Origin of the sequence: Actinomadura barringtoniae (assembly GCF_017573505.1) — a bacterium.
GTDB classification, from domain to species: domain Bacteria; phylum Actinomycetota; class Actinomycetes; order Streptosporangiales; family Streptosporangiaceae; genus Spirillospora; species Spirillospora barringtoniae.
Genome location: NZ_JAGEOJ010000008.1, coordinates 189081 through 213085, shown reverse-complemented (window position 1 = coordinate 213085; position 24005 = coordinate 189081). Strand labels below are relative to the sequence as shown.

18 protein-coding genes are annotated in these 24005 nt (G+C 70.8%); 14 read left to right on the top strand and 4 right to left on the bottom strand.

Annotated elements, in window-relative coordinates; genetic code table 11:
• The first annotated feature begins 29 nt into the window (after positions 1 to 29).
• From J4573_RS20820 to J4573_RS20800, 5 genes are all read left to right on the top strand, one after another.
• A complete protein-coding gene (locus tag J4573_RS20820) occupies positions 30 to 911 on the top strand; it encodes an alpha/beta fold hydrolase (RefSeq protein ID WP_208257438.1) in 882 nt (293 codons plus the stop codon).
• Positions 912 to 952: 41 nt separating this feature from the next.
• A complete protein-coding gene (polA, locus tag J4573_RS20815) occupies positions 953 to 3583 on the top strand; it encodes a DNA polymerase I (RefSeq protein ID WP_208257437.1) in 2631 nt (876 codons plus the stop codon).
• A 134-nt stretch (positions 3584 to 3717) separates the two neighbouring features.
• A complete protein-coding gene (locus tag J4573_RS20810; protein ID WP_208257436.1) occupies positions 3718 to 4680 on the top strand; it encodes a GlxA family transcriptional regulator in 963 nt (320 codons plus the stop codon).
• 24 nt (positions 4681 to 4704) lie between these two features.
• On the top strand, positions 4705 to 5169 hold the full coding sequence (locus J4573_RS20805) for a hypothetical protein (RefSeq protein WP_208257435.1): 465 nt from the start codon (positions 4705 to 4707) through the stop codon (positions 5167 to 5169).
• Positions 5170 to 5349: 180 nt separating this feature from the next.
• Positions 5350 to 5784, top strand: a complete 435-nt coding sequence (locus tag J4573_RS20800; RefSeq protein ID WP_208257434.1) for a hypothetical protein — start codon at positions 5350 to 5352, stop codon at positions 5782 to 5784.
• A gap of 76 nt (positions 5785 to 5860) precedes the next feature.
• Here J4573_RS20800 and J4573_RS20795 read toward each other — a convergent pair whose 3' ends face one another.
• On the bottom strand, positions 5861 to 7075 hold the full coding sequence (locus J4573_RS20795; protein ID WP_208257433.1) for an ROK family transcriptional regulator: 1215 nt from the start codon (positions 7073 to 7075) through the stop codon (positions 5861 to 5863).
• Between the two features lie 157 nt (positions 7076 to 7232).
• On the opposite strand from J4573_RS20795, the gene J4573_RS20790 reads away from it, so the two are divergent.
• The 7 genes from J4573_RS20790 (at position 7233) to J4573_RS20760 (ending at position 17136) form a co-directional block, all read left to right on the top strand.
• Entirely contained in the window at positions 7233 to 8564 is a 1332-nt protein-coding gene (locus tag J4573_RS20790; RefSeq protein WP_208257432.1) for an ABC transporter substrate-binding protein, read from the top strand.
• A gap of 2 nt (positions 8565 to 8566) precedes the next feature.
• Positions 8567 to 9586, top strand: coding sequence for a carbohydrate ABC transporter permease (locus J4573_RS20785; protein WP_307796752.1), 1020 nt, complete (start codon positions 8567 to 8569; stop codon positions 9584 to 9586).
• A gap of 49 nt (positions 9587 to 9635) precedes the next feature.
• Positions 9636 to 10475, top strand: a complete 840-nt coding sequence (locus tag J4573_RS20780; RefSeq protein WP_208257431.1) for a carbohydrate ABC transporter permease — start codon at positions 9636 to 9638, stop codon at positions 10473 to 10475.
• Positions 10476 to 10530: 55 nt separating this feature from the next.
• A complete protein-coding gene (locus J4573_RS20775; protein ID WP_307796750.1) occupies positions 10531 to 11976 on the top strand; it encodes a GH1 family beta-glucosidase in 1446 nt (481 codons plus the stop codon).
• 10 nt (positions 11977 to 11986) lie between these two features.
• Positions 11987 to 14266, top strand: coding sequence for a glycoside hydrolase family 3 N-terminal domain-containing protein (locus J4573_RS20770; protein ID WP_208257430.1), 2280 nt, complete (start codon positions 11987 to 11989; stop codon positions 14264 to 14266).
• Between the two features lie 214 nt (positions 14267 to 14480).
• Positions 14481 to 15371 carry a chitosanase gene (locus J4573_RS20765; RefSeq protein WP_208257429.1) on the top strand — a complete coding sequence of 297 codons (891 nt, stop codon included), beginning with the start codon at positions 14481 to 14483 and terminating at the stop codon, positions 15369 to 15371.
• An 88-nt stretch (positions 15372 to 15459) separates the two neighbouring features.
• On the top strand, positions 15460 to 17136 hold the full coding sequence (locus tag J4573_RS20760; RefSeq protein ID WP_208257428.1) for an amidohydrolase: 1677 nt from the start codon (positions 15460 to 15462) through the stop codon (positions 17134 to 17136).
• Between the two features lie 9 nt (positions 17137 to 17145).
• Here the strand turns inward: J4573_RS20760 and J4573_RS20755 are convergent, their stop codons facing one another.
• The gene (locus J4573_RS20755) at positions 17146 to 18075 is read right to left on the bottom strand and encodes a TetR family transcriptional regulator C-terminal domain-containing protein (RefSeq protein WP_208257427.1); all 930 of its coding nucleotides are present in this window, start codon (positions 18073 to 18075) and stop codon (positions 17146 to 17148) included.
• Between the two features lie 163 nt (positions 18076 to 18238).
• On the opposite strand from J4573_RS20755, the gene J4573_RS20750 reads away from it, so the two are divergent.
• Together J4573_RS20750 and J4573_RS20745 are read left to right on the top strand one after the other, a co-directional pair.
• Complete coding sequence (locus J4573_RS20750) at positions 18239 to 18928, top strand: nucleotidyl cyclase domain-containing protein (RefSeq protein ID WP_208257426.1); 690 nt, start codon at positions 18239 to 18241, stop codon at positions 18926 to 18928.
• 77 nt (positions 18929 to 19005) lie between these two features.
• Positions 19006 to 20136, top strand: a complete 1131-nt coding sequence (locus J4573_RS20745; protein WP_208257425.1) for a cyclic nucleotide-binding domain-containing protein — start codon at positions 19006 to 19008, stop codon at positions 20134 to 20136.
• Here the strand turns inward: J4573_RS20745 and J4573_RS20740 are convergent.
• Both J4573_RS20740 and J4573_RS20735 read right to left on the bottom strand, forming a co-directional pair.
• Entirely contained in the window at positions 20123 to 20920 is a 798-nt protein-coding gene (locus tag J4573_RS20740) for a phosphotransferase (RefSeq protein WP_208257424.1), read from the bottom strand. The genes J4573_RS20745 and J4573_RS20740 overlap by 14 nt on opposite strands.
• 247 nt (positions 20921 to 21167) lie before the next feature.
• Positions 21168 to 23942 carry a tetratricopeptide repeat protein gene (locus J4573_RS20735; protein WP_208257423.1) on the bottom strand — a complete coding sequence of 925 codons (2775 nt, stop codon included), beginning with the start codon at positions 23940 to 23942 and terminating at the stop codon, positions 21168 to 21170.
• Between the last annotated feature and the right edge of the window lie 63 nt (positions 23943 to 24005).

The window sequence follows — 24005 nt, the reverse complement described above, 5'->3', positions numbered from 1 at the left end:
GGCACAAATCTCCGAAAGGGAGCGGTGAGGTGTTCGAGGGCTTTGAGGAGTTCGACGTCCCCACGGCGGACGGGTCCGTGCACGGGCGGCGCGGCGGGGAAGGGCCGCCGGTCCTGCTGCTGCACGGCATTCCGGAGACCCATCTGATGTGGCACGGCGTGGCGCCCAGGCTGGCCGAGGCCTTCACCGTCGTCGCCACCGACCTGCGGGGCTTCGGTGACAGCGCCGCCCCGCCGAGCGCGCCCGACCACGCGCCGTACAGCATGCGGGAGATCGCCCGCGAGCAGGTCGAGGTGATGAGGACGCTCGGGCACGACCGGTTCGCGGTGGTCGGGCACGATCGGGGTGCGCGCTGCGCCTACCGGATGGCGCTCGATCATCCGGAGGCCGTCGAACGGCTGGCCGTGCTCGACATCGTCCCGACCGGCGACGCCTACGCCCGCGCGGACGCCGAGTTCAGCCTCGGCTACTGGGTGTGGTCGTTCCTGGCGGCGCCTGCGCCCGTGCCCGAACGGCTGATCGCGGCCGATCCCGCCCTGGTCGTGAACCACATGCTGGACTCGTGGTCGGACGTCCCGGACGCCTTTCCGGCCGAGCTCCGGGCCGAGTACGTGCGGCCGTTCACCGATCCCGAGTCCGTGCACGCGATCTGCGAGGAGTACCGGGCGGCGGCCACGCTGGACGTCGCGCACGATGAGGCCGACCGGGGCCGCCGCAAGATCATGTGTCCGACCCTGGCGCTGTGGAGCGGCTCGGGCGCGGTCGCGCAGTGGTACGAGCCGCTGGAGATCTGGCGGGCGTGGTGCGACCGGGTGGAGGGCGGGCCGGTGGCGGCCGGGCACTTCCTGGCCGAGGAGGCGCCGGACGAGACGGCCCGCCACCTCTGGGATTTCCTCACTTCAGAGGCCTGATCGCCGGTGAAACTGTCGGAGGCGGCTGTCAGGATGGGGGCATGACCGACCGGCCGACCTTGCTGCTCCTGGACGGCCACTCGCTGGCCTACCGGGCGTTCTACGCGCTGCCCGTGGAGAACTTCAGCACCACCTCGGGACAGCCCACCAACGTGGTGTACGGCTTCGCCAACATGCTCGCCAACGCCCTGCGGGACGAGCAGCCGACGCATGTCGCGGTGGCGTTCGACGTGTCCCGGCAGACGTTCAGGGCCGAGGCGTTCCCGGAGTACAAGGCCGGGCGGACGCGGTCTCCGGACGAGTTCCACAGCCAGATGACGGTGCTGGACGACCTGCTGGCGGCGATGAGCATCGCGACGCTGCGGGTGCCGGGCTTCGAGGCCGACGACGTGATCGCGACGCTGGCCACGGCCGCGGCGGCGGACGGCTTCCGGGTACTGATCATCACCGGCGACCGGGACGTGCTCCAGCTGGTCAGCGACGACGTGACGGTCCTGTACTTCTACCGGACGGCGTCGGAGATGATCCGCTACACGCCGGAGGCCGTCCAGGCCAAGTACGACCTGACGCCCGCGCAGTATCCCGACTTCGCGGCGCTGCGCGGCGACCCGTCCGACAACCTGCCGAGCATCCCGGGCATCGGCGAGAAGACCGCCGCCAAGTGGATCCGCGAGTTCGGCTCGCTGGACGCGTTGGTGGAACGGGCCGACGAGGTGAAGGGCAAGGCGGGGGAGAAGCTCCGCGACGCGCTCGACCAGGTCCGGCTCAACCGGCGGCTGACCGAGCTGGTGCGGGACGTCGAGCTGCCGCTCGGGCTGGGCGATCTCGGGCGCGGTCCCTACGACCTGACGGCGTTCACCCGGTTGCTGGACGAGCTGGAGTTCCGCAACGCCAGCCTGCGGCAGCGGCTCTTCGCGGCCGATCCGGGCGGCGGGCGGGAAGAGGCCGCCGCGGATGAGACGGCGGCTCTGAGGGGGCGCGAGCTCGGAGCCGGTGAGCTGGCGGGCTGGCTCACCGGCAGGACCGGCGTGCTGGGCCTGGCCGCCGACTGCGTCTGGGTACGCGGCTCGGGCGGGGTGCGGCGGATCGCGCTGGCGAGTGAGGACATGGCGGTCAGCTTCGAGCCCGAGGCTTTGACCGAGGAGGACGATCGGGCGTTCGCCGCGTGGCTGGCCGATCCTGAGCGTCCCAAGGCCCTGCACGATGTGAAGTCGCTGCTGCACGTCTTTCCCGACCGCGGCTGGCGGATCGGGGGAGTGGCCGTCGACATCGCGGTGGCGGCCTACCTGCTGCTGCCCGGGCTGGCCGCGTACGGGATCGCCGACCTTTCCGCGCGGCATCTCGGCTACCGGCCGCCCGAGGAGGGCGCCGAGGGGCTGATGGTCCAGGCCCGCGCCGTGCTCGACCTGGCGGCCAAGTTCGGGCCCGAGCTCGCCGACACCGGAATGGACGCGGTGGCGCGCGAGGTGGAGCTGCCGCTGTCGGCGCTGCTGGCCCAGCTGGAACGGGACGGGGTGTTCGTCGACGACGCCCTGTTGCGCGAGCTGGAGAAGCAGTTCGAGAACGAGATGGAGCGCGCCACCGACCGGGCCGCCGAGATCGCGGGGCGCCGCTTCAACCCCGGTTCCACCAAGCAGCTCCAGGAGGTGCTGTTCGGCGACCTGGGCCTGCCCAAGACCAAGAAGATCAAGTCCGGGCACTCGACCGACGTGGACGCGCTGACCTGGCTCGCCACCCAGACCGAGAACGGCATGCCCGAGGTGCTGCTGCACCACCGCGACCAGTCCCGGCTGCGGATGACGGTGGCCGGGCTGATCCGTGAGATCGGCGCCGACGCCCGGATCCACACCTCGTTCCAGCAGACCGTCGCCGCCACCGGCCGGCTCACCTCCACCGAGCCCAACCTCCAGGTCATCCCGATCCGCACCGCCGAGGGCCGGCGGATCCGCCAGGCGTTCCTGCCGGGCGAGGGCTACGAGGCGCTGATGACCGCCGACTACGGCCAGCTCGAACTGCGGATCATGGCGCATCTGTCCAAGGACCCGACGCTGGTCGCCGCGTTCGAGTCCGGCGAGGACCTGCACACCACCATGGCCGCGCAGGTGTTCGGCGTCGCCCGCGACGCGGTCACCGCCGACATGCGGCGCAAGATCAAGGCGATGTCGTACGGGCTGGCCTACGGGCTGTCGGCGTTCGGCCTGGCCAAGCAGCTCGGCATCGCGGTCGCCGAGGCGCGCCCGCTGATGGACGCCTACTTCGCGCGGCTCGGCGGCGTCCGCGACTACCTCGAGCACGTCGTCGGCGAGGCGCGCGGCACCGGCTACACCGAGACGATTCTCGGCCGCCGCCGCTACCTGCCCCACCTGACCAGCGACAACCGCCAGCGCCGCGAGACCGCCGAGCGGATGGCGCTGAACGCCCCGATCCAGGGCTCCGCCGCCGACATCGTCAAGATCGCGATGCTGCGGGTGGACGAGGCGCTCCGCGAGGCGGGGCTGCGCAGCCGGTTGCTGCTCCAGGTCCACGACGAGGTCGTGCTGGAGGTGGCGCCGGGGGAACGGGACCGGGTGGAGGAGATCGTCCGCGACCGGATGACGACCGCATACCCCCTCAGCGTAGGCCTGGAGGTCGCGGTCGGCAGCGGCTCGGACTGGGACGCCGCCGCCCACTGAGTCCAGGCCGCTCGCGGTCGCCCGCACGCCGGTTTCCGGTGGTCAGGGCGCTGAACGCGGCCTGGAGGCCATAAATCGACGGGTTTGAGCCAGGCGTTTGACGGGCGTGGCCAGAACCTGGTCATGTTGGCCGAATGGGCCACCCACGCAAGCACATCGTCGCCGTCCTGGCTTTGGACGGAGTGGTCGCCACCGACCTCGCGCTGCCGCTCGACGCGTTCGACCGGGTCCGGCTGCCCGATGGTAGCCTCCCCTACCGGGTACGGGTGTGCGGGCCCGAGCGGGAGATCGCCGCCGAGATGTTCGGCATGACCGTCCCGTACGGCATGGACGCGCTCGCGGAGGCGGACACGATCGTCGTGCCCGGCCACGGCGCCGACCCCTCCGAGGCGCCGGCCGAGGTCCTGGAGGCCCTGCGCACGGCGGCCCGGCGTGGCGTGCGGATCCTGTCGATCTGCGTCGGCTCGTTCATCCTGGCCGAGGCCGGGATCCTGGACGGCAAGCGCGCGACCACGCACTGGATCGCGGCGAACGACATGGCCCGCCGCTACCCGGCCGTGCAGGTCGACCCGAACGTCCTCTACGTCGACAACGGCCAGATCCTCACCTCGGCGGGTGCCGCTGCCGGGCTCGACCTGTGCCTGTACGTGATCCGCCGCGACCACGGCCCGGCCGTGGCGGCCGACGCGGCGCGCCTGGCGGTCATGCCGCTGGAACGCGACGGCGGGCAGGCACAGTTCATCGTCCATGAGCACCCGGTGAAGGACGGCGCGAGCCTTGGCCCCCTGCTGCTCTGGCTGGAGGACAACAGCCACCGCGAACTGACCCTCAAGGACATCGCCGAACAGGCCTCGATGAGCACCCGCACGCTGTCGCGCCGCTTCCGCGAGCAGACCGGGACGACCCCGCTGCGCTGGCTGCACATCACCCGGCTGCGCCGCGCCCAGCACCTCCTGGAGACCACCGGCTGCTCGATCGACCACATCGCCCGGCAGGTCGGCTTCGGCTCCACCACCACGTTCCGGGAGTGGTTCCGCGAGGTCGTCGGGACCAGCCCGCAGAGCTACCGCCGCTCCTTCCGCGGCGCGAACGCCTGACCCTCACACGAGAGAAGCCTCCCCATGAACAAAGTGCTGCTCAGCGTCCACGTGCTGGCCGCCATCATCTTCATCGGCCCGGTGACCGTGGCCGCGAGCATGTTCCCGCCGCTGGCGCGCCGCGCCCTGGAGGGGGACGGCGATCTCGGGGTGCTGCGGACGCTGCACCGCATCAGCCTCGGGTACGCCTTCGGCGGGATCATCGTGCCGGTGTTCGGACTGGCCGTCGCCCTCGGCATGGGCGTGCTCGGCGACACCTGGCTGATCATTTCGATCGTGCTGACCCTGGTCGCCGCCCTCGTCCTGGCCCTGAAGGTGATCCCCGATCAAGCCGGTCTCCTCGCCGGCATGGACGGCGACGAGCAGGCCAGGGCCGCGCTGATGCCCAAGGCCAAGGCGCTGTCGATGGTCACCGGAATGTTCGCCCTCCTGTGGGCGGTGGTCGTCGTCCTGATGATCGTCCGGCCCGGTTCGAGCACGGGCGCCTGACTCCCCGGAATCGGCGGGTACCTCGCTCTGTGGAGCGAACCGGACACGAAGGGGGCCGGGATTCTCACGGAGCGCTAGACACGCGGTTGGCCTCTGGTGTCGGATGTGAACCGTCGGGGGCGACTGCCGCGTAGAGCGGGCGGTGACGCGTGCCGCCTGCGGATTGGGGTGCGTGCTGCGATGACGGCTCCGGACCCGGCGGACGAGCAATGGGCCTACCTGCTCGCCTCCCTCGAGACCCCGTGCGCGTCGTGCGGCGGGACGGGCGAGGTCGTTCCCGCCGACTGGCAGCGCTGGCAGGAACGTGCCGACGAGCTCATGGGCCTCGCCAAGGTCGCGCGCCAGACCGTGGACCGCATGCGGGGCGTCGAGGTGGGCCGCCCCGGCGGTGCCGCGGCGGCCCCCTTCACCGGCGAGCAGGGATCGCTCCACGAACCGGCCGTCGTCGCCGCCATCCAGCGGTCGATCGACGAGCACCTGAACTCACAGCCGCAGATGCCCAAGTACGTCCAGTGCGGCCGGTGCGACGGCAGTGGCAGGGCGCTGACGGCGGCCGGCGAGCGGTTCGTGGACTTCCTCGCGCGGCACGGCTTCGTCCGCAGGCGCGATCTCTGACCCTTGCGACCTCTGACCCCGGGCGACCTCTGACCCCGGGCGATCTCTGACCCCGAGGATGACTCCAGGGTTTAATTTAAGTTGTGATTGAAGCCCGTTCCACGAGGGCGGCACCGCCGCTGTCGAGCAGGTGCGCGAGCGGCAGGGTGGCGGCGCCCACCGCCACCGCCTCCGGGCCCAGGTGGCACAGCTCGATGGAGGCCTGGGCGAACGGCTGGCGCAGCGCGTACTGCGCGGCGGCCTCGCGGATCCGGCCGAGCATCCGGTCGCCGATCAGCAGCCCGGCCCAGCCGCCGATGATGATCTTTTCCGGGTTGAAGAGGTTGACCAGGTCGGCGATCCCGGCGCCGAGGTAGGCCACGATCTCGGCGCGGATCTCGGCGGCCGGCATCGCCGGGTCGTCGAGCAGCCGGCCGACCGCGTCCTCCTCGTCGTGGCCGGTCGTGCCGCCCGCCGCGCGGTAGCGCTCCAGCAGCGCGGCGGCGCCGACATAGGCCTCCAGGCAGCCGCGCGCGCCGCAGCGGCACAGCGCCCCGCCGACCCGCGCGGTGGTGTGGCCCCACTCGCCCGCGCTGCCGGTCGCCCCGCGGTACGGCGTGCCGTCGATGACCAGGCACGAGCCGACGCCCGAGCCGATGAGCGCGATCACGGCGTTGCGGTGCCCGCGGCCCGCGCCGAACCACATCTCGGCCTGGCCGAGGGCGGTCGCGCCGTTGTCCACGAAAAGCGGCAGGTCCGTCCCCGCGCGCAGCATCTTCTCCAGCGGCACCGCGTCCCAGCCGATCGTCTGGCCGTGCACGACCGCCTCCGGGCCGTGCTCGACGGTGCCCGGCACGCCGACGCCGACGCCGATGACCTCCGCCGGGTCGACGCCGCTCTCCTTGATGACCGACTCCAGGCCGGACAGGATGTGCTCGATCACGGCGCCCACGTCGTGGCCGCCGTCGCCGAGCGGCAGGTCGGCCTTGGCCAGGCGGGTGAGTTCCAGGTCGAACAGCTCGACCACCACGCGCGTCTCGCCCACGTCGACGCCGACCAGGTGGCCGTGCTCGGGCGAGGTCTTGAGCAGGATCCGCGGCCGGCCGCCGTCGGACTCCACGCTGCCCGCCTCGGTGATCAGGCCCGTCTCGAGCAGCTCGGCGACGACGTTGCTGACCGACGCCTGGCTCAGCCCCGTCTCACGGCTCAGCTCCTGGCGGGTCAGCGGACCCCCGAAATAGAGCCGCCGCAGCAGCGCGGAGCGATTGCCGCGCCGCAGGTCACGCACCGTGCGCCGGGAACCATCCGGCATCCGGGCCCCCTTTCCCGGCGGCCGGATCGGGCCGCACGTCCCCCAGATTCAGGTCTTGACCGCCCATTATGTCACTGCTTAGATCACGACATGAATAAAGATGTGATGTAAATCTCCCGTTCACCCCCGATTTCGTTCATCCACGAGGTCACCTCCGATGCGGAAGGCCGCGCAGATGCCCCACCCCTTCGTCAGACAGGCCACGGCTCTCGCGGCCGCAGGTCTTCTTCTCGCCGCCGCGTCCGCGTGCGGCGGCGGCACCTCCTCGGGCGGCGGCAACTCCGCCCCGAAGACGCTCACGTACTGGGCCAGCAACCAGGGCACCAGCCTGGAGAACGACAAGGAAGTCCTGAAGCCCGAGCTCGACAAGTTCGAGAAGCAGACGGGCATCAAGGTCCAGCTCGAGGTCGTCCCGTGGACCGACCTGCTGAACCGCATCCTCGCCGCGACCACGTCCGGTCAGGGGCCTGACGTGCTCAACATCGGCAACACCTGGTCGGCCTCGCTGCAGGCGACCGGCGGCCTGATGCAGTTCGACTCCAAGGCCATGGGCGAGATCGGCGGTGCGCAGCGCTTCATCCCGTCCGCGCTGGCCGCCGCGGGCGCCCAGGGCAAGCCTCCGACGGCCGTGCCGCTCTACTCCTCGGCGTACGGGCTCTACTACAACAAGAAGCAGTTCGCCGACGCCAAGCTGGAGCCGCCGAAGACCTGGCAGGAGCTGATCTCCGACGGGCACAAGCTCACCCACGGCAACAAGTACGGCATCGCGATCGAGGGCGCCAGCATCCCCGAGAACGTGCACAACGCGTTCATCCTCGGCCAGCAGCACGGCGCGGACTACTTCACCGCCGACGGCAAGCCCAGCTTCGACAGCCCGGGCGCGGTCGACGCGATCAAGTCCTACGTCGACCTGCTCGGCAAGGAGAAGATCGCCCCGGCGGGCAACGCCGAGTACTCGGCCAACCAGTCGCTGCGCGACTTCGCCACCGGCAGGTCCGCGATGATCATGTGGCAGTCCGCCGCCAGCAACCTGAAGAACCTCGGGATGAAGGAGGGGGAGTGGGGCGTCGTCCCGATCCCCGCGCCCTCGCCCCCGCCCGCAGGCGGACGGCCGATCTCCTCCATGGTCGCCGGCATCAACCTCGCGGTCTTCAAGAACACCGACAACCGCGACGGCGCGATGAAGTTCGTCAAGTTCATGACCAGTGACGACGAGCAGAAGCTCCTCAACAAGACCTACGGGTCGGTGCCGCCGGTGAAGGCCGCCCAGAGCGACCCGGCGTTCCAGACCGATGACATGAAGACGTTCAGGCAGATCCTGGAGAGCCAGTCCGCGCCGCTGCCGCAGGTGCCCAAGGAGAGCGAGTTCGAGACGCTCGTCGGCACGGCGGTCAAGGAGCTGTTCGCCGACGCGGCGGCCGGCCGCGCCGTGACGACCGAGTCGGTCAAGGCCAAGCTCACCACCGCCCAGCAGAAGATGGGCCAGTAAGGGTGAGTGTGACCACGCCCGGCACGACCAGGCGGGACCCCGCGGGACCGGCGCGGACGGGCGTGCTCGCCCGCCGCGCCGCCCGCCGGGGCCGCCCGCCCGGCCGCCTGGGCGGCCGGCTGCGGCGCGGCGGCCTGCCGTACCTGCTCCTGCTGCCGGCGGTCGTCGCCGAGCTGATCGTGCACCTGGTGCCGATGGTCACCGGGCTGTGGATGAGCTTCCGCGAGCTGACCCTGTTCTTCATCCGGGACTGGTCGAAGGCGCCGTCGGCCGGGCTGGACAACTACCGGGTCGCGGTCGACCTGCACGGCGCCGTCGGCAAGGACCTGCTGCGCTCGTTCGTGGTCACCGTCCTGGTCACGATCCTGGCCGTCGGGCTGTCGTGGCTGCTCGGAACGACCGCGGCGGTGCTCATGCAGGACCGCTTCCGCGGCCGGGGGCTGCTGCGCGCGCTGTTCCTGGTGCCGTACGCGCTGCCGGTCTACGCCGCCGTGATCACCTGGTCGTTCCTCTTCCAGCGCGACACCGGCATGGTCGACCACGTCCTGGTGGACCAGCTGCACGTGAGCTCGGACCGGCCGTTCTGGCTGATCGGCGACAACAGCTTCTGGGCGCTGATCACCGTCATCGTGTGGCGGTCCTGGCCGTTCGCGTTCCTGGTGCTGATGGCCGGGTTGCAGAACGTGCCGCGCGAGCAGTACGAGGCGGCCGCGATCGACGGTGCCGGGATCTGGAAGCAGGTCAGGCACATCACGATGCCCGCGCTGCGGCCGATCAACCAGGTGCTCGTGCTGGTCCTGTTCCTGTGGACCTTCAACGACTTCAACACGCCGTTCGTGCTGTTCGGCAAGGCCGCCCCCGACCGCGGCGACCTCATCTCGGTGCACATCTACCAGGAGTCGTTCGTCACCTGGAACTTCGGCGCCGGCGCCGCGATGTCGGTGCTGCTCCTGCTGTTCCTGCTGCTGGTCTCGGTGGTCTACCTCCTGGCCACCTCGCGACGGAGGGCCGCCCGTGTCTAGCCGCTCAAGGCGCACGCCCGATCGCCCGAGGCGATCCGCGCGATCGCCCATGGACCCGCCCCGCTCGTTCATCTGGACGCGGCGGATCGTGCTCACCCTGCTGACGGTCTTCACGCTGATCCCGGTGTACGCCATGGTCAGCTCGTCGCTGAAGCCGCTGCAGGACGTGCAGGGCGACTTCCGCTGGTTCCCGTCCCACCCGACCGTGCGGCCCTACATCGACATGTGGACGACCGTCCCGCTGGCCCGCTACTTCGTGAACAGCGTGATCATCGCGGGCGGTGCGACGGTCGCCTCGGTGGCGATCGCGATCCTCGCCGCGTACGCGGTCAGCCGCTACCGGTTCCCAGGCCGCCGGGTCTTCACGATCACCGTGCTGTCCACGCAGATGTTCCCGGGCATCCTGTTCCTGCTGCCGCTCTTCCTGATCTTCGTGAACGTGGGCAACGCGACGGGCCTGGCCCTCTACGGCAGCCGCGGCGCGCTGATCCTCACCTACCTGACGTTCTCGCTGCCGTTCTCCATCTGGATGCTGGCCGGCTACTTCGACTCGCTGCCGCGCGAGCTGGACGAGGCCGCCCAGGTCGACGGGTGCGGCGCGATGGGCGCGCTGTTCAAGGTGATCCTCCCGGCCGCCGTGCCCGGCCTCGTCGCCGTCACCGTGTACGCCTTCATGACCGCGTGGGGCGAGGTGCTGTTCGCCTCGGTCATGACCAACGAGACCACCCGCACGCTCTCGATCGGGCTGCGCGCCTACTCGACGCAGAACGAGGTCTTCTGGAACCAGGTGATGGCCGCCTCGCTCGTGGTCAGCGTGCCCGTCGTCGCCGGGTTCCTGCTGCTCCAGCGCTTCCTGATCACCGGCCTCACCGCGGGCGCCGTCAAGTAGCCCCGCTCTCCCGACCACCTCTCCGACCCGTGCGACCCGTGAAGTGAGGACAACTGTGCCCTTCGACGACTCCGCGCCCTTCGACGACATCGATCTGAGCGCGTTCCGGCCCGGCTTCACCTGGGGTGCGGCCACCTCCGCGTACCAGATCGAGGGGGCCGTGACCGAGGACGGCCGCGGCCCTTCGATCTGGGACACCTTCAGCCGGGTGCCCGGGGCCGTGGACAACGGCGACACCGGCGACGTGGCGTGCGACCACTACCACCGCTGGCCCGAGGACATCGCGTTGATGAGGGACCTGGGCCTCGGCGCCTACCGCTTCTCCATCGCCTGGCCTCGCGTACTGCCGCAGGGGGACGGGACGATCAACCATGCGGGCCTGGCGTTCTATGACCGGCTGGTCGACGCGCTCCTGGAGGCGGGCCTCACCCCGCACGCGACGATCTACCACTGGGACCTGCCGCAGGCGCTGCAGGACAGGGGAGGGTGGCCCGCCCGCGAGACCGCGATGCACTTCGCCGACTACGCCGCCGTCGTCGCCGAGACGCTCGGCGACCGGGTGAAGCACTGGGCCACGCTGAACGAGCCGCTCTGCTCCGCCTGGATCGGTCATCTGGAAGGCAAGATGGCGCCCGGCGCCACGGACCTGACCGCCGCCGTGCGCGCCTCCCATCATCTGCTGCTCGCCCACGGGCTGGGCGTTGGAGCGCTCCGGGCCGCGGTCCCGGACGCCAGGGTCGGCATCACCAACATCCTCACCTCGTGCGAGCCCGCGACCGAACGGGACGAGGACGTGGCGGCGGCGCGCCGCGACGACGGCCACAACAACCGCTGGTGGCTCGATCCGGTGCACGGTCTGGGCTACCCCGAGGACATGATCCGGGTGTACGGGACCGAGCCGCCCGTCGAGCCCGGCGACCTGGAGACGATCGGGGCGCCGCTGGACTGGCTGGGCGTCAACTACTACCGCCGCTCGGTCACCGTGAACGACCCGGACGGCCCCGCCCCGTACGCCCGCCCGATCACTCCCGCGGGCACGCCCCGTACCGGCATGGACTGGGAGGTGCACCCGGACCGCTTGGAGCGGGTGCTGGTGCGGGTGAACGAGGACTACGCGCCGCGCTCGGTGATGGTGACCGAGAACGGGTCGGCCTACCCCGACCTGGTGACCGCCGACGGGCACGTCCACGACGGCGAGCGCACCGCCTACCTGCGGTCGCACCTGGCGGCGTGCGCGCGGGCGGCCCGGCGGGGCGTGCCGATGGACGGCTACTTCGCCTGGTCCCTGCTGGACAACTTCGAGTGGGCCTACGGCTACGACAAGCGCTTCGGCCTCGTGCACGTCGACTTCGAGACCCAGGCCCGCACGGTCAAGGACAGCGGCCACCGCTACGCCGAGATCATCCGTGCCCACCGGCACGCGACGGCTTCCGGTGCGCCGGCCGCCGACCGGCACGCCACAGCTCCCGCGCCCACCGGCGCGGTTCCCACCCCCGAGTAAGGAGTCGCTGGTGAAACCCCTCATCCCAGTACCCCGTATCGTCGTACGGGCTGGGGCGCTCATGGTCCCCGCGGTGCTGGCGCTGGTCATGGCGCCCGGCCCGGCGACCGCGCGTTCCACGCCCACCTATCTCGACCCGGCCGCCTCCACCTCCAAACGCGTCTCCGACCTGCTGAAGCGCATGACCGTGGAGGAGAAGGTCGGCCAGACGGCCCAGCCCGCCGTCGTCAACATCCAGGGCGAGTGCGAGTGGTCGGGCGGCGAGCTCAACCAGGCCTGCATGAAGCACGTCCTCGCCGACCAGCACGTCGGGTCGATCCTGTCGGGCGGCGGCGAGACCCCGCCGCAGAACAAGCCCAGCGCGTGGGCCGAGATGGTCAACACGATCCAGAAGTACTCGATCGACAACAACCGGCTGCACATCCCGATCCTGTACGGCGTGGACGCCGTGCACGGGCACAACAACGTCCTCGGGGCGACCAAGTTCCCGCACCAGACCGGCGTCGGCGCGACCTGGGACCCGGCGGTGTCGGAGGCGATGGGCCAGTCGACGGCCAAGGCCGTCAAGGCGACCGGTCCGAACTGGGACTTCGCGCCGGTGCAGGACGTGGCGCGCGACACCCGCTGGGGCCGCTACTACGAGACCTACTCCGAGGACCCGCACCTGTCGGGCGCCATGGGATCGGCCTTCGTGAAGGGCATGCAGCAGAGCAGGCAGGTCGCGGCGACGGTCAAGCACTTCGCCGCCTACTCCGCGCCGCTGAACGGGCATGACCGGACCGCGTCGCAGCTGGACCTGCGCTACCTGCAGGACACCTTCTTCCCGTCCTACAAGGCCGCCGTCGACGCCGGGGCGCAGACCGTCATGGTCAACTCCGGCGCGATCAACGGCATCCCGGCGCACGCGAGCAAGTACCTGCTCACCGACGTGCTGCGCCGCCAGTGGGGCTTCAAGGGCGTGGTGATCAGCGACTGGAACGACGTGCAGTCGCTGCAGACCGCGTACAAGATCGCGGGCACCTACGCCGACGCGGCCGGCATCGCGATGAACGCCGGCGTGGACGTGGCGATGCTGCCGCCCGACACCGTCGACGGCTACATCGACGGCATGCTCGCCCAGGTGAAGAGCGGCAAGGTCTCGCGGTCGCGGCTGGACGACGCCGTGGCGCGCGTGCTGACGCTGAAGTTCCAGCTCGGCCTGTTCGAGCACCCCTACGTCGACCCGTCCAAGGCCGACGCGGCCGTGCTCGGCGCTGACAAGGACCTGGCGGTCAAGGCCGCCACCGAGTCGATGACGCTGCTGAAGAACGACGGGAACGCGCTGCCGCTGTCCACCGGGCTCGGCAAGGTCGTCGTCGCCGGTCCCGCCGGCGACTCGGTGCCGTGGCAGGACGGCGGCTGGACCATCGGCTGGCAGGGGATCCCCGACAACGTCACCGACCCGGGCGTCACGATCTACCAGGGCGTGAAGAAGCTCCTGGGCGACGGCAAGGTGGAGCTGGCCAAGACCGCTGACGAGGCCGTCGACAAGACCAAGGACGCCGACGCCGCGATCGTCGCGGTCGGGGAGAAGCCCGGCGCGGAGGGCGTGAACGACAGCGAGGCGCCCGAGCTCTCGGCCGACCAGCAGGACCTGGTGGAACGGCTGCAGGCCACCGGCAAGAAGGTCATCGTGGTCGTCGTCGCGTCCCGGCCGCTCGTGCTGGGCAAGGCGGCCGACGCCAAGCAGCTGGTGATGGCGTGGCTGCCGGGCAGCGAGGCGGGCACCGCGGTCGCCGACGTGCTGTTCGGCCGCGCGAACCCGAGCGGCCGGCTGCCGGTGTCGTGGCCGAAGACGATCGGCGACCAGCCGATGTTCTACCAGCAGCTGCCGGGCACCAACAGCGGGCCGAGCTCGTCCTACGACCCGCTCTTCCCGTTCGGGTACGGGCTGTCCTACACCACGTTCGGCGTGCGGGGCCTGTCGCTCGGCTCGTCGTCGGTGTCCTCGCACGGGACCGTGAAGGTGACGGTCCAGGTGAGCAACACCGGCGGCCGGGACGGCGACATGGTCGTGCCGGTGTACGCCTCGCAGCCGGTCAGCCGGATCCTGGCGCCCGCCAGGCGGCTGGCCACGTTCACCCGCGTCAGCCTGAAGGCGGGGGAGACCAGGTCGGTCACGGTGTCGTTCCCGATGTCCAACCTGGCGGTCACGCCCGGCGACATCAACGGCGCGGGCACCCCGGTCGCGCAGCCGGGGGCGTACCAGATCAGTGCGGGGGACAAAACGGCCGACCTGACCGTCCGCTGAGGGCGTCCGGTGCTGTCGTGAATGTCCGATGACACACCGCAACCCTGGATATAACGGATCGGCATGATCCCTGGTGGTCCCGTCAATGCCTCTCTCTGCGGGGCGTTGACGGGACCACTGCCATGAATTGGGCCCTTGTCGCGCCCGGTGCGGGGTGCTTTCCTGTGCGTTGGTTAGGAAAGGTTCCTAACTATGTTCCCCGCAAGGACGTCTCATGCACGCACCCCCGCCCCAGGAACGTCCCCGCCTGTCCAAAGCTCCGAGCCTGTCCAAAGCTCCGCGCCGATCCGCGGCCCTTCGCCGCACCCGGCATGTCGCGTTCGCCGCGCTGCTGCTGGCCGCCCCCGCCTTCTCCGGCGCGACCGCCTGCGCGGCCTCCGCGCACTCGGCCTCGGCGGTCGCCGCCGTCAAGGCCGCACCGGGCCTCGACGACCCGGTGAAGAAGGAGTACGCCATGGAACTGGTGTCCAGCGCGGAGAACTCCTCGCTGGACTGGAAGGCGCAGTACGGCTACATCGAGGACATCGGCGACGGCCGCGGGTACACCGCCGGGATCATCGGCTTCTGCTCGGGCACTGGCGACATGCTCGACCTGGTCGAGCTCTACACCGACCGCAAGCCCGGCAACGTGCTGGCCAAGTACCTGCCCGCGCTGCGCAAGGTGAACGGCTCGGACTCGCACTCGGGCCTCAGTGGCTACACCTCGGCCTGGAAGACCGCCGCCAAGGACTCGGTCTTCAAGACCGCGCAGAACGACGAGCGCGACCGCGTCTACTTCAACCCCTCGGTCGCGCAGGCCAAGAAGGACGGGCTCGGCACCCTCGGCCAGTTCATCTACTACGACGCCATGGTCATGCACGGCGAGATCAACCCGATCCGCAACCGCGCCCTCAAGAAGGCCAAGCCCCCGTCCCAGGGCGGCGACGAGGTCAAGTACCTCAACGCCTTCCTCGACGAGCGCGTGGTCGAGATGAAGAAGGAGGAGGCGCACAGCGACACCAGCCGGGTCGACACCGAGCAGCGCGTCTTCCTCAAGAAGGGCAACCTCGACCTGCACACGCCGCTGGACTGGAAGGTCTACGGCGACCCGTACCACATCGGCTGAACGAGCTGATCCCGCTGATCGCCGTTCGCGCGGGCGTCTCCCGGCATCCTGCCTGGGAGGCGCCCGTTCCGGTCTGTACCGTACGACCATGACCGAGCACGCCCCCGCCAAGCCCGCCTCCGCCAGGGCCGACGACGCCCCCGCAGACCTGCTGTTCACCGGCGGACCCGTGATGACCATGGACTCGGCGCGTTCCTGGGCGACCAGCCTGGCGGTCCGCGACGGCCGGATCGTGGCGGTCGGCCACGACGAGGTCGGGGAGCTGCGGGGCCCGCGCACCGAGGTCGTCGATCTGCGCGGGCGGCTGCTGCTGCCGGGCTTCCAGGACGCCCACATCCACGCCGTGATGGGCGGGGTGGAGCTCGGGCAGTGCGACCTCGCCGGGACCACTGATCCGGCCGAGTACGAGCGGCGCATCCGCGGGTACGCGACCGCCCATCCTGAACGGGAGTGGATCACCGGCGGCGGCTGGTCGATGGAGAGCTTCCCGGGCGGCGTGCCGTCGCGGGCCGTGCTCGACACGATCGTTCCGGACCGGCCCGTGTTCCTGGTCAACCGCGACCACCACGGCGCCTGGGTGAACAGCCGGGCCCTGGAACTGGCCGGGATCACCGCCGCCACGCCCGACCCCGGCGACGGGCGCATCGAACGCGAGCCCGGCGGCGAGCCCTGCGGGATGCTCCAGGAGGGCGCGATGGACCTCGTCGGGTCCCTCGTTCCCCCAGTGACCGCCGCGGACCGGCTCGAGGGGCTGATGCGGGCGCAGAAGCTCCTGCACGGCCTCGGCATCACCGCCTGGCAGGACGCGATCGTGGGCGGAACCGACGGCTACCCCGACGTCTCCGACGCCTACCTGACCGCCGCCCAGGACGGTTCCCTCACCGCGACCGTGGTCGGCGCGCTGTGGTGGTCGCGCGGGCGCGGCACCGACCAGATCCCCGCCCTGCTCGGCCGCCGCGAGCGCCTCACCACCGGCCGGCTCCGCTGCGGCACCGTCAAGATCATGCAGGACGGGGTGGCGGAGAACTTCACCGCCGCGATGACCGCCCCGTACGTGGACGCGTGCGGCTGCGCCACCGGCAACAGCGGCCTCAGCTTCTTCGACCCCGACGAGCTGAAGGAGCACGTCGCGGCGCTGGACGCCCTGGACTTCCAGGTGCACTTCCACGCCCTCGGCGACCGCGCGGTCCGCGAGGCACTGGACGCCGTCGAGGCGGCCCGCAGGGCCAACGGCTGGCGCGACACCCGCCCGCACCTGGCCCACCTGCAGGTCGTCCACCCCGACGACGTGCCGCGCTTCCGCGGCCTCGGCGCCACCGCCAACATGCAGCCGCTGTGGGCCGCCCACGAACCGCAGATGGACGAGTTGACCATCCCGTTCCTCGGGCCCGGGCTCGCCGCCCGGCAGTACCCGTTCGGCGACCTGCGCCGCGCCGGGGCCACGCTCGCGGCGGGGAGCGACTGGCCGGTCAGCAGCCCCGACCCGATCAAGGGCGTGCACGTCGCCGTCAACCGGATCGAGCCCGGCCGCGCCGCCGAGCCGTTCCTGCCCGGGCAGGCCCTTGACCTGGCCACGGCCCTTTCGGCCTACACCGCCGGCGCCGCCCACGTGAACCACCTGGACGACGCCGGTAGCCTGCGGCCGGGCAACCGCGCCGACCTGGTCGTCCTGGACCGCGACCCGTTCGACGGCCCCCCGCTCGCCATCGCCGACACCGCCGTGGCCCTCACCTTCGTGGACGGCCGGGTCGTCCACGAGGCCTGAGCCTGCCTGTTATGAGGCCTGCGCCTCCTCCTCTGGCGGGAGCTTGCCGTAGACCTTGGCGTGCACGGCCTGCTCCAGCGAGCTGCCGTCGGCCTCGTCCACCCGTTCCAGGCAGCCGTGGATCAGCGCCAGCGCCGCAGTGCCGAGCAGCGTGCGCCGCCGCTCATGGTCGATGACCAGCGGCGACGGCGCCGACAGCGCATGCACGGCGGTCCCCTCGGCGACCGCGGCGAGCATGTTGACGAAGTCGTCGGGCTGCACTCCGGGCCGCAGCTGCAGGCCTCGGTTGCGCAGCACCTCGACGAAGACGGCCCGCCACGACACCAGCGCCTCGTGGTAGAGCTCGCCGAGCGCCTCCCGGATCACCTCGTCGCCCTCGGCCGCCGCGACCGCGACCAGCCGCAGCCGGAACCGCGGCCGCGCCACGAAGATCATCAGGTTGCGGTAGCTGAGCTCGTGGATCGACTGCGCGAAGTCGGGCTCGGCGCCGTCGATCAGCTGCTCGATCGCCGCCGCCGTCTTGTCGCTCTCCCACCGCGCCGGGTGGTACTGCGACCACAGCCCGAACCGCAGCAGGTCGGCGATGAAGTCCGAGTGCGACCGCCACGTGCTGCGCAGCGTCGGCACGCTGCCGACCCGGGGGAACGGGTCGGGGTTGCGGCTCACTTCGGCGGCCACCGCACGCTGGGACAGGAAGCCCAGCAGCGGCCGCTCCACCGAGTTCTCGTCGCTCGGGTCGACCGGCGAGCGTTCGGCGCCCGGCCCGAAGTGCCGCTCGATCAGCCGCATCGCGGCCGCCAGGTAGGCCGCCGTGACCGGGTCGTTGGCGATCCGGGACTTGCTGAACAGCGTCCTGCGGTCGACCTTCCGCAGGACCTGCGACAGGTCCTGGTTGTAGGGGAAGGGGAGCCGCTGCTTGAGCGTCTGCTTCTGGTCCACACTCGCATGGTGCTCCCACGGAGCTTTCTTTCATAGGCGCGCGCCTGCGCGGTACCGCGCACCTGCGCCCTCTCACCCGCGCCCTCTCATCCGCGCACCGCGCAGCTGCGTCCGCGCACCTGGGCGCCGTGTCATGCGGCCCGTTCCGGCTTACAACGGAACCATGCGCACACCCGACAAGGGGCCGCTCCACCTCGCCGCCGTGGCGGCCCTCGCCGATGCCGTCAAGCTGCTCGTGACCGCGATGGACCAGCCCGAGTGGTCCCCGCACCGCGTGATCCTCGCTGTCGACATCGTGGGCTTCAACGACGAGTCCCACGACGACGAGGTCCAGTTGGCCCTACGCCGCGCGCTCTACCTGATCCTCACCCAGGCGTTCGAGGCCGCCCCGATCGCCTGGGCCGACACCGTCCACGAGGACCGCGGCGACGGCGCCGTGATCGTCCTGCCGCCGGACGTCCCCGCGGCGACCGTGCTCGGCCCCCTCGCGCTCCACCTGCGTGCCGCCGTACGCCGCCACAACCGCCTCGCCAGCGAGATCGCTCAGATCAGCCTGCGCGTCTCGGTCCACGCGGGGGAGGTCCACCGCGACGACTACGGCCTGGCCGGCCGCGCCGTCAACCACGTCTTCCGGCTGCTCGACGCCCCGGCGTTCAAGGCCGTCGCCTGCGGCGCCACCGCCCTCATCGTCTCCGGCACCCTGCACGACGACGTGGTCCGGCACGCCCCGGGCCTCATCGACCCCGCGACCTACCGCCCGGTCATCGCCGCCCTCAAGGAGACCCGGGCCCCCGCCTGGGTGCAGGTCTGCGAGGACGCCGACATCGTGTCACTGCCCGCCAACTCCGCTTAACCATGCCATCTGTGTCGCGGGACGCGGTCTGCCCACCCCACCCCTGATAGGCATGGCTAGGGCGATTGGGGGTTCCGGTGGGAGCGACATTCTGGAGTTCGCTGACGGACGCCGAACAACAGCACCTGCTCGGACGCGGTCGACGGGCGGACCATCCGCCCGGCACCGTCCTCTGCCGCGAGGACGACCCCGCCACCGACGTCATGGTGATCCTCCAGGGCTCGGCGAAGATCACTTCTGACGACCAGACCCTCGCCCTGCGCGGCCCGGGCGACCTCCTGGGCGAACGTGCCGTCCTCACGATCCGGTCGCGTTCGGCCACCGTCATCGCACTCGAACCCGTCGACCTCCTCGTCGTCCCCGCCGAGGACTTCGCCCGCTTCCTCAACGAGCAGCCCCACTTGGGCGCCCTCCTGGAGCAGGAGCTTTACGACCGCCTCAGCGAGCAGCGCGTCCCCGCCACCCTCCAGCGCACCTCGAACGAGCCGGACTGGTCGGGCCAGATGTGCTCGATCCTCTTCACCGACATCGCCTCGTTCAACGACCCGTCCCGCACCGACGGCGACCGCAAGGTGATCAAAGCGGCGATGTACGACGTCCTGCAGAGTTCCTTCGGCGAGTCCGGCGTCCCCTGGACCTCCTGCCACGTCGAGGACCGCGGCGACGGCGCCCTCCTCATCGCGCCGCCCTCCATCCCCACCGCCAAGCTCGTCGACCCGCTGGTCTCACGCCTGTCCGCCGGCCTGCGCACCCACAACCGCCGCGCCACCGCCCCGGTCCGGCTCCAGCTCCGCGTCGCCCTCCACGTCGGCCCCGTCTCCCGGGACGGCCGGGGCGTGGCCGGCGAGTCCGTCAGCCAGACCGCCCGCCTCCTGGACGCCCCGATACTCAAGGCCGAACTCGCCGAAGCGGGCAGCGACCTCGGCTTCATCGTCTCCGAGTTCGTCTACGACTCGGTCGTCAAGCACGCCCCCGGCGCCGTGGACCCCCGCGCCTACCGCCAGGTCAAGGTCCGCGTGAAGGAGACCAAGGCCAAGGCCTGGATCTACCTCACGGCCGACGCCGCGCCCAACACCCCTGCCGTCCGCGCCCAGAACCCTCCGGCCGCCCCCGGGGAACCCCCGCCCTCAACGGGCCCAAGGTTCGAAGGCGACCTCAGAGTCCAAGGTGACTTCGTCCTCGGCAACAAGATCATCATCCGCGAATGAACGCCGTGAGCCTCCGCCACTTCTCCGGCGACCGGCTCACCGCGAGGTTGCGCAGCACGGCATAGCGGAACATCCAGCGGACCGCCGCGTCGTCCACGTCGTAGGTGCGCCGATAGGTCTTGATGAAGCGTTCGGCGGCGCCGGACGGGTCGGTGGCGGGCTGGCGCAGGGTGAGGTGCAGCGCGGCCAGGACGGCGTCGTAGAGGAGCCGGTCCACCTGGGCCCGGTCCCAGTCGATGATCGAGACGACCTCGCGGTTCTTGACCAGGATGTTCGCGGGGCTGAGGTCCTGGTGGGTGATCCCGACGGGCCCCAGGTCCAGCCCTGCCGCGTCCTCGGCCAGTCCTTTGAGGCCCAGCCGGACGTGGTCGACCTCATCCGGCGGCCGCAGCCGGGCGTCCATGTCGTCCACGAACTCGTCGGGGCGCGTCAGCACCGTCCGAACGGGCCAGTGGTAGGGCGCGAGCTCGCCTGCCGGGGGCGCGTCGTGCTTCTGCGCGATGGAATGGACCATCGCCAGCTTGGTGGCGAAGTCCTCGATGAGCTGAGGGTCGCACCAGTCCGGTGCCGCGTCATGGTCGGTGTACGGCCTGACGAACCAGTAGTGCGAGGCGTCCTCGATCCACGGCGTCTCGTCGCGGCCGATCGGGGGATGCGCGCGTTTCACGACGCCGGTGTGCTCGTTCAAGAACCCGGTGAGCGCGAACTGCCGGTGAAAGGGCACGCGCCGATCGTCCTTGTGGACCTGGGAGAGGACGTACCTGCGCCCTTCCCAGCGGTACACGAAATGCAGGCTGTGGCACCGCAGCCGATAGTGCGAAGCAGGCACGGGATGGTGGTCGTAATGATCCGCCAGAACCCGCAGCCACGATGGTTCGACCAAGCTCTGTCTCCGGTGGCAGGTGCCTTGCCACCGGTCGGGTGGAGGGCAGTCCGGTCGGGCATCGTGTCGCCCGTGAGGGGACTAATGAGAGCACAAAATCTCGGGGTGAGCTGCCCCTTTGGGTCAATGTCAGGCATCGGCCCGGCGATCACTGACCCACTGATTCCTTCTCCAGCTGAAGGGCCTCGGCGCGTGCCCTTTCGGCGGCCTGATGGTCGCCTTGCTCGGCGCAGATCTCGGCGAGCAGCCACCACGCCTTGAGCTGGCGTTTGTGGCTGAGATGGCCGATCAGTTCCATGGCCTCTTTCATGTGGGACATGGCCGAGTGCAGGTCGCCCTTGTCGCGCAGAATCTCGACCATGGCCAGCATCGTGACCACGGTTCCGTGGCCGTCGCTGACCTCGACGGCGATGGCGCACGACCGGACCGCGGTTCGGTACGCCTTCTCCAGCAGCCCGAGCCGGTGGAAGACCTTGCACAGCACGTCCAGGGAGTCGGCCTCACCGCGCCTGTTGCCGATCCGGCGGCAGATGCGCAGCGAACGCGTCGAGCACTTGCGTGCGGTGTTGAGGTCGCCGCAGTCGCGCGTGACGAGGGCGAGGGCGCGCAGCGCGGCGGCCTCCCCGAACCTGTCGCCGATCGAGCCGCTGATCGTGAGCGCGCGTTCGGCGTCCACGCGGGCACGGTCGTAGGTCTCCAGCCGCCGGTAGCTGCGGCTCAGATTGACCAGGGCCTCGGCCTCGCCGTGCCGGTCGCCCAGCTCCTGGAGGATGTCGAGCGCTTCCAGTCCGGCCCGTACGGCACCACCCTCGTCACCGAGCCGGCGCTGAATGGTCGACAGGTAGACCAGCGCCTGCCCCTCGCCGCTGCGGTCGGACACCGACTGGCGGATGAGCAGGGCGTGCTCGACGAAGTCGCGTGCCTGCCGGTGGTCGCCGAGCCACATGTAGAGATGGCCCATGAACGCGAGGGTCTCGCCCTCGCCGTGCTGGTCGTCGATCTCGCGGCGAAGCTCCAGCGCCTGCCTGGCGTAGTCGAGCGCCGGTGAGGCCCGCCCCCAGCCGTAGTAGATGTGCGCGATGTTGTCGAGCGTCTCGGCGACGCCCCGCTGATCACCGATCTGGCGCCTGATCTCCAGCGCGTCGGAGGCCCGTTCGAACGCCCGCTGGTATTCGCTGAGGCCCTGGTGAACGCGGGCCATCGTGTCCAGGGTGGTCGCCTCGCCGTGCCGGTCCTCGATCCTGTGCCGGATGGCCAGCGCGACCCGGGTGACGCCGAGGGCCGCACGGTAGTCGCTGACCTGCAGGTGGATCCGCGCGATGTTGTCGAGGACGGCGCCCTCGCCGTACCGGTCGCGGACCTGGCGGCTCAGCTCGCAGGCGACCTCCGCCGCCGCGAACGCCTCGCGGGTCCGTCCCATCTCGCGGTAGGCCACGGCGAGGTGGTGGTGCATGAAGAACTGGGCGGGGATGTGCCCGCATCGTTCCGCGGCCTCAAGTCCGAGTCGGTGCACGGCGATGTTCTCGGGGCCGTGCCTGCGCAGCTCGAAGAAGTCGTAGAGCGCGTCGGCGAGGCCGATCGTCAGGTCGTCCCAGTGCAGCTCGGAGGTCTGGCGGCTGAGTTCGATCAGGTTGCGGTACTCGTCGTTGAACCACTCCAGCTGCCTGGCGCGTTCCGACGGCTCGATGTCCACGGTCAGCGCGGCCAGCTCCTGCCCGATGGTCCGGCGGTAGCGGTCCAGGAACCGGCCCGCCTGCTGCGCCCTGGTCAGGTACCAGGTCGCGAGGCGCTGAAAGGCCGCCTCGCGGATGACGTGGCCGTCCTCGGCCTCGGCGCGGCCCCGCGCGTACTCCCGGAGCAGGTCGTGCAGCTGATAGCGCCCCGAGGACACGGCCTGGACCAGGTTGGAGGCCTCCAGTGCGTTCAGCATGCCCTGCGCGGCCTCCGGGGTGACCGCGCACAGCGCCCCGACCGCCTCGGAGGTGAACGTCGGCCCCTCGATCAGGCCCAGCATCCGGAAGGTCGGGCCGAGCTCGGGCTTGAGGCCGCGGTAGGACAGGTCGAACGCGGCCCCGACGGCGTTGTCCAGGTCGCGGCCCACCGCGAGGTTGGAGAGCCGGTTCCCGTTCGCCAGCGTCGCCACGGCGTCGGCCACCGACTGCTGCGGCCGGGTCGCGAGGTTGGCCGCCGCGACGCTGAGCGCGAGCGGCAGCCGTGCGCAGATCCGCACGAGCTCGGTCGCCGCCTCGGGCTCGGCGTCGGTCCGTTCGTGCCCGGCGACCGTGCGGACCAGTTCGAGGGCCTCGTTCGCCGGCATCAGGTCCAGCGGGACCATCCGGGCGTGGCCGCGCGCGACCAGGCCCGCGAGGCCGTCGCGTGAGGTCACGACGACCACGCAGGTCGGGCTGCCGGGCAGGAGCGGCCGCACCTGCTGGGATCCGGCCGCGTCGTCCAGGACGATCAGGATCTTCTTCTTCGCCAGCTGCGATCGGTAGAGGCCGGTGAGCTCGCCCTCGTCGACCGGGATCCGGTCGGCGGGAACGTTCAGCGCGCGCAGCACCTGCCCGAGCGCCTCGCGTGAGGACAGCGAGGCGCGGTCGGAGTAACCCTGCATGTCGATGAAGATGTTCCCGTCGGGGAACCGGTCGGCCATGAGATGGGCCCAGTGCACGGCCAGGGTCGTCTTGCCCACGCCGGGCATCCCCGTGATGGCGAAGATGAGCGGTGAGAGCGAGTGCCGGTTCTCCTCGGCCAGGGTGTTCAGCCGGGCGAGGACGTCGCCTCGCCCGGAGAACCCATGGATGTCGAGGGGGAGCTGGCGCGGGGGAGCCTGCGGCCGGCTCGCCGGACCGCCCATGTGGACGATCTTGTCCCCGGCGACGGCGTCGCCCTCGACCTTGGCTTTTCCCGGGTAGGCCTCCACCAGAGATCCTCGCCGCCCTTGTGGGTTTTGGTGAGAGTAACTCGCCGCGTTCCAACGGATCGT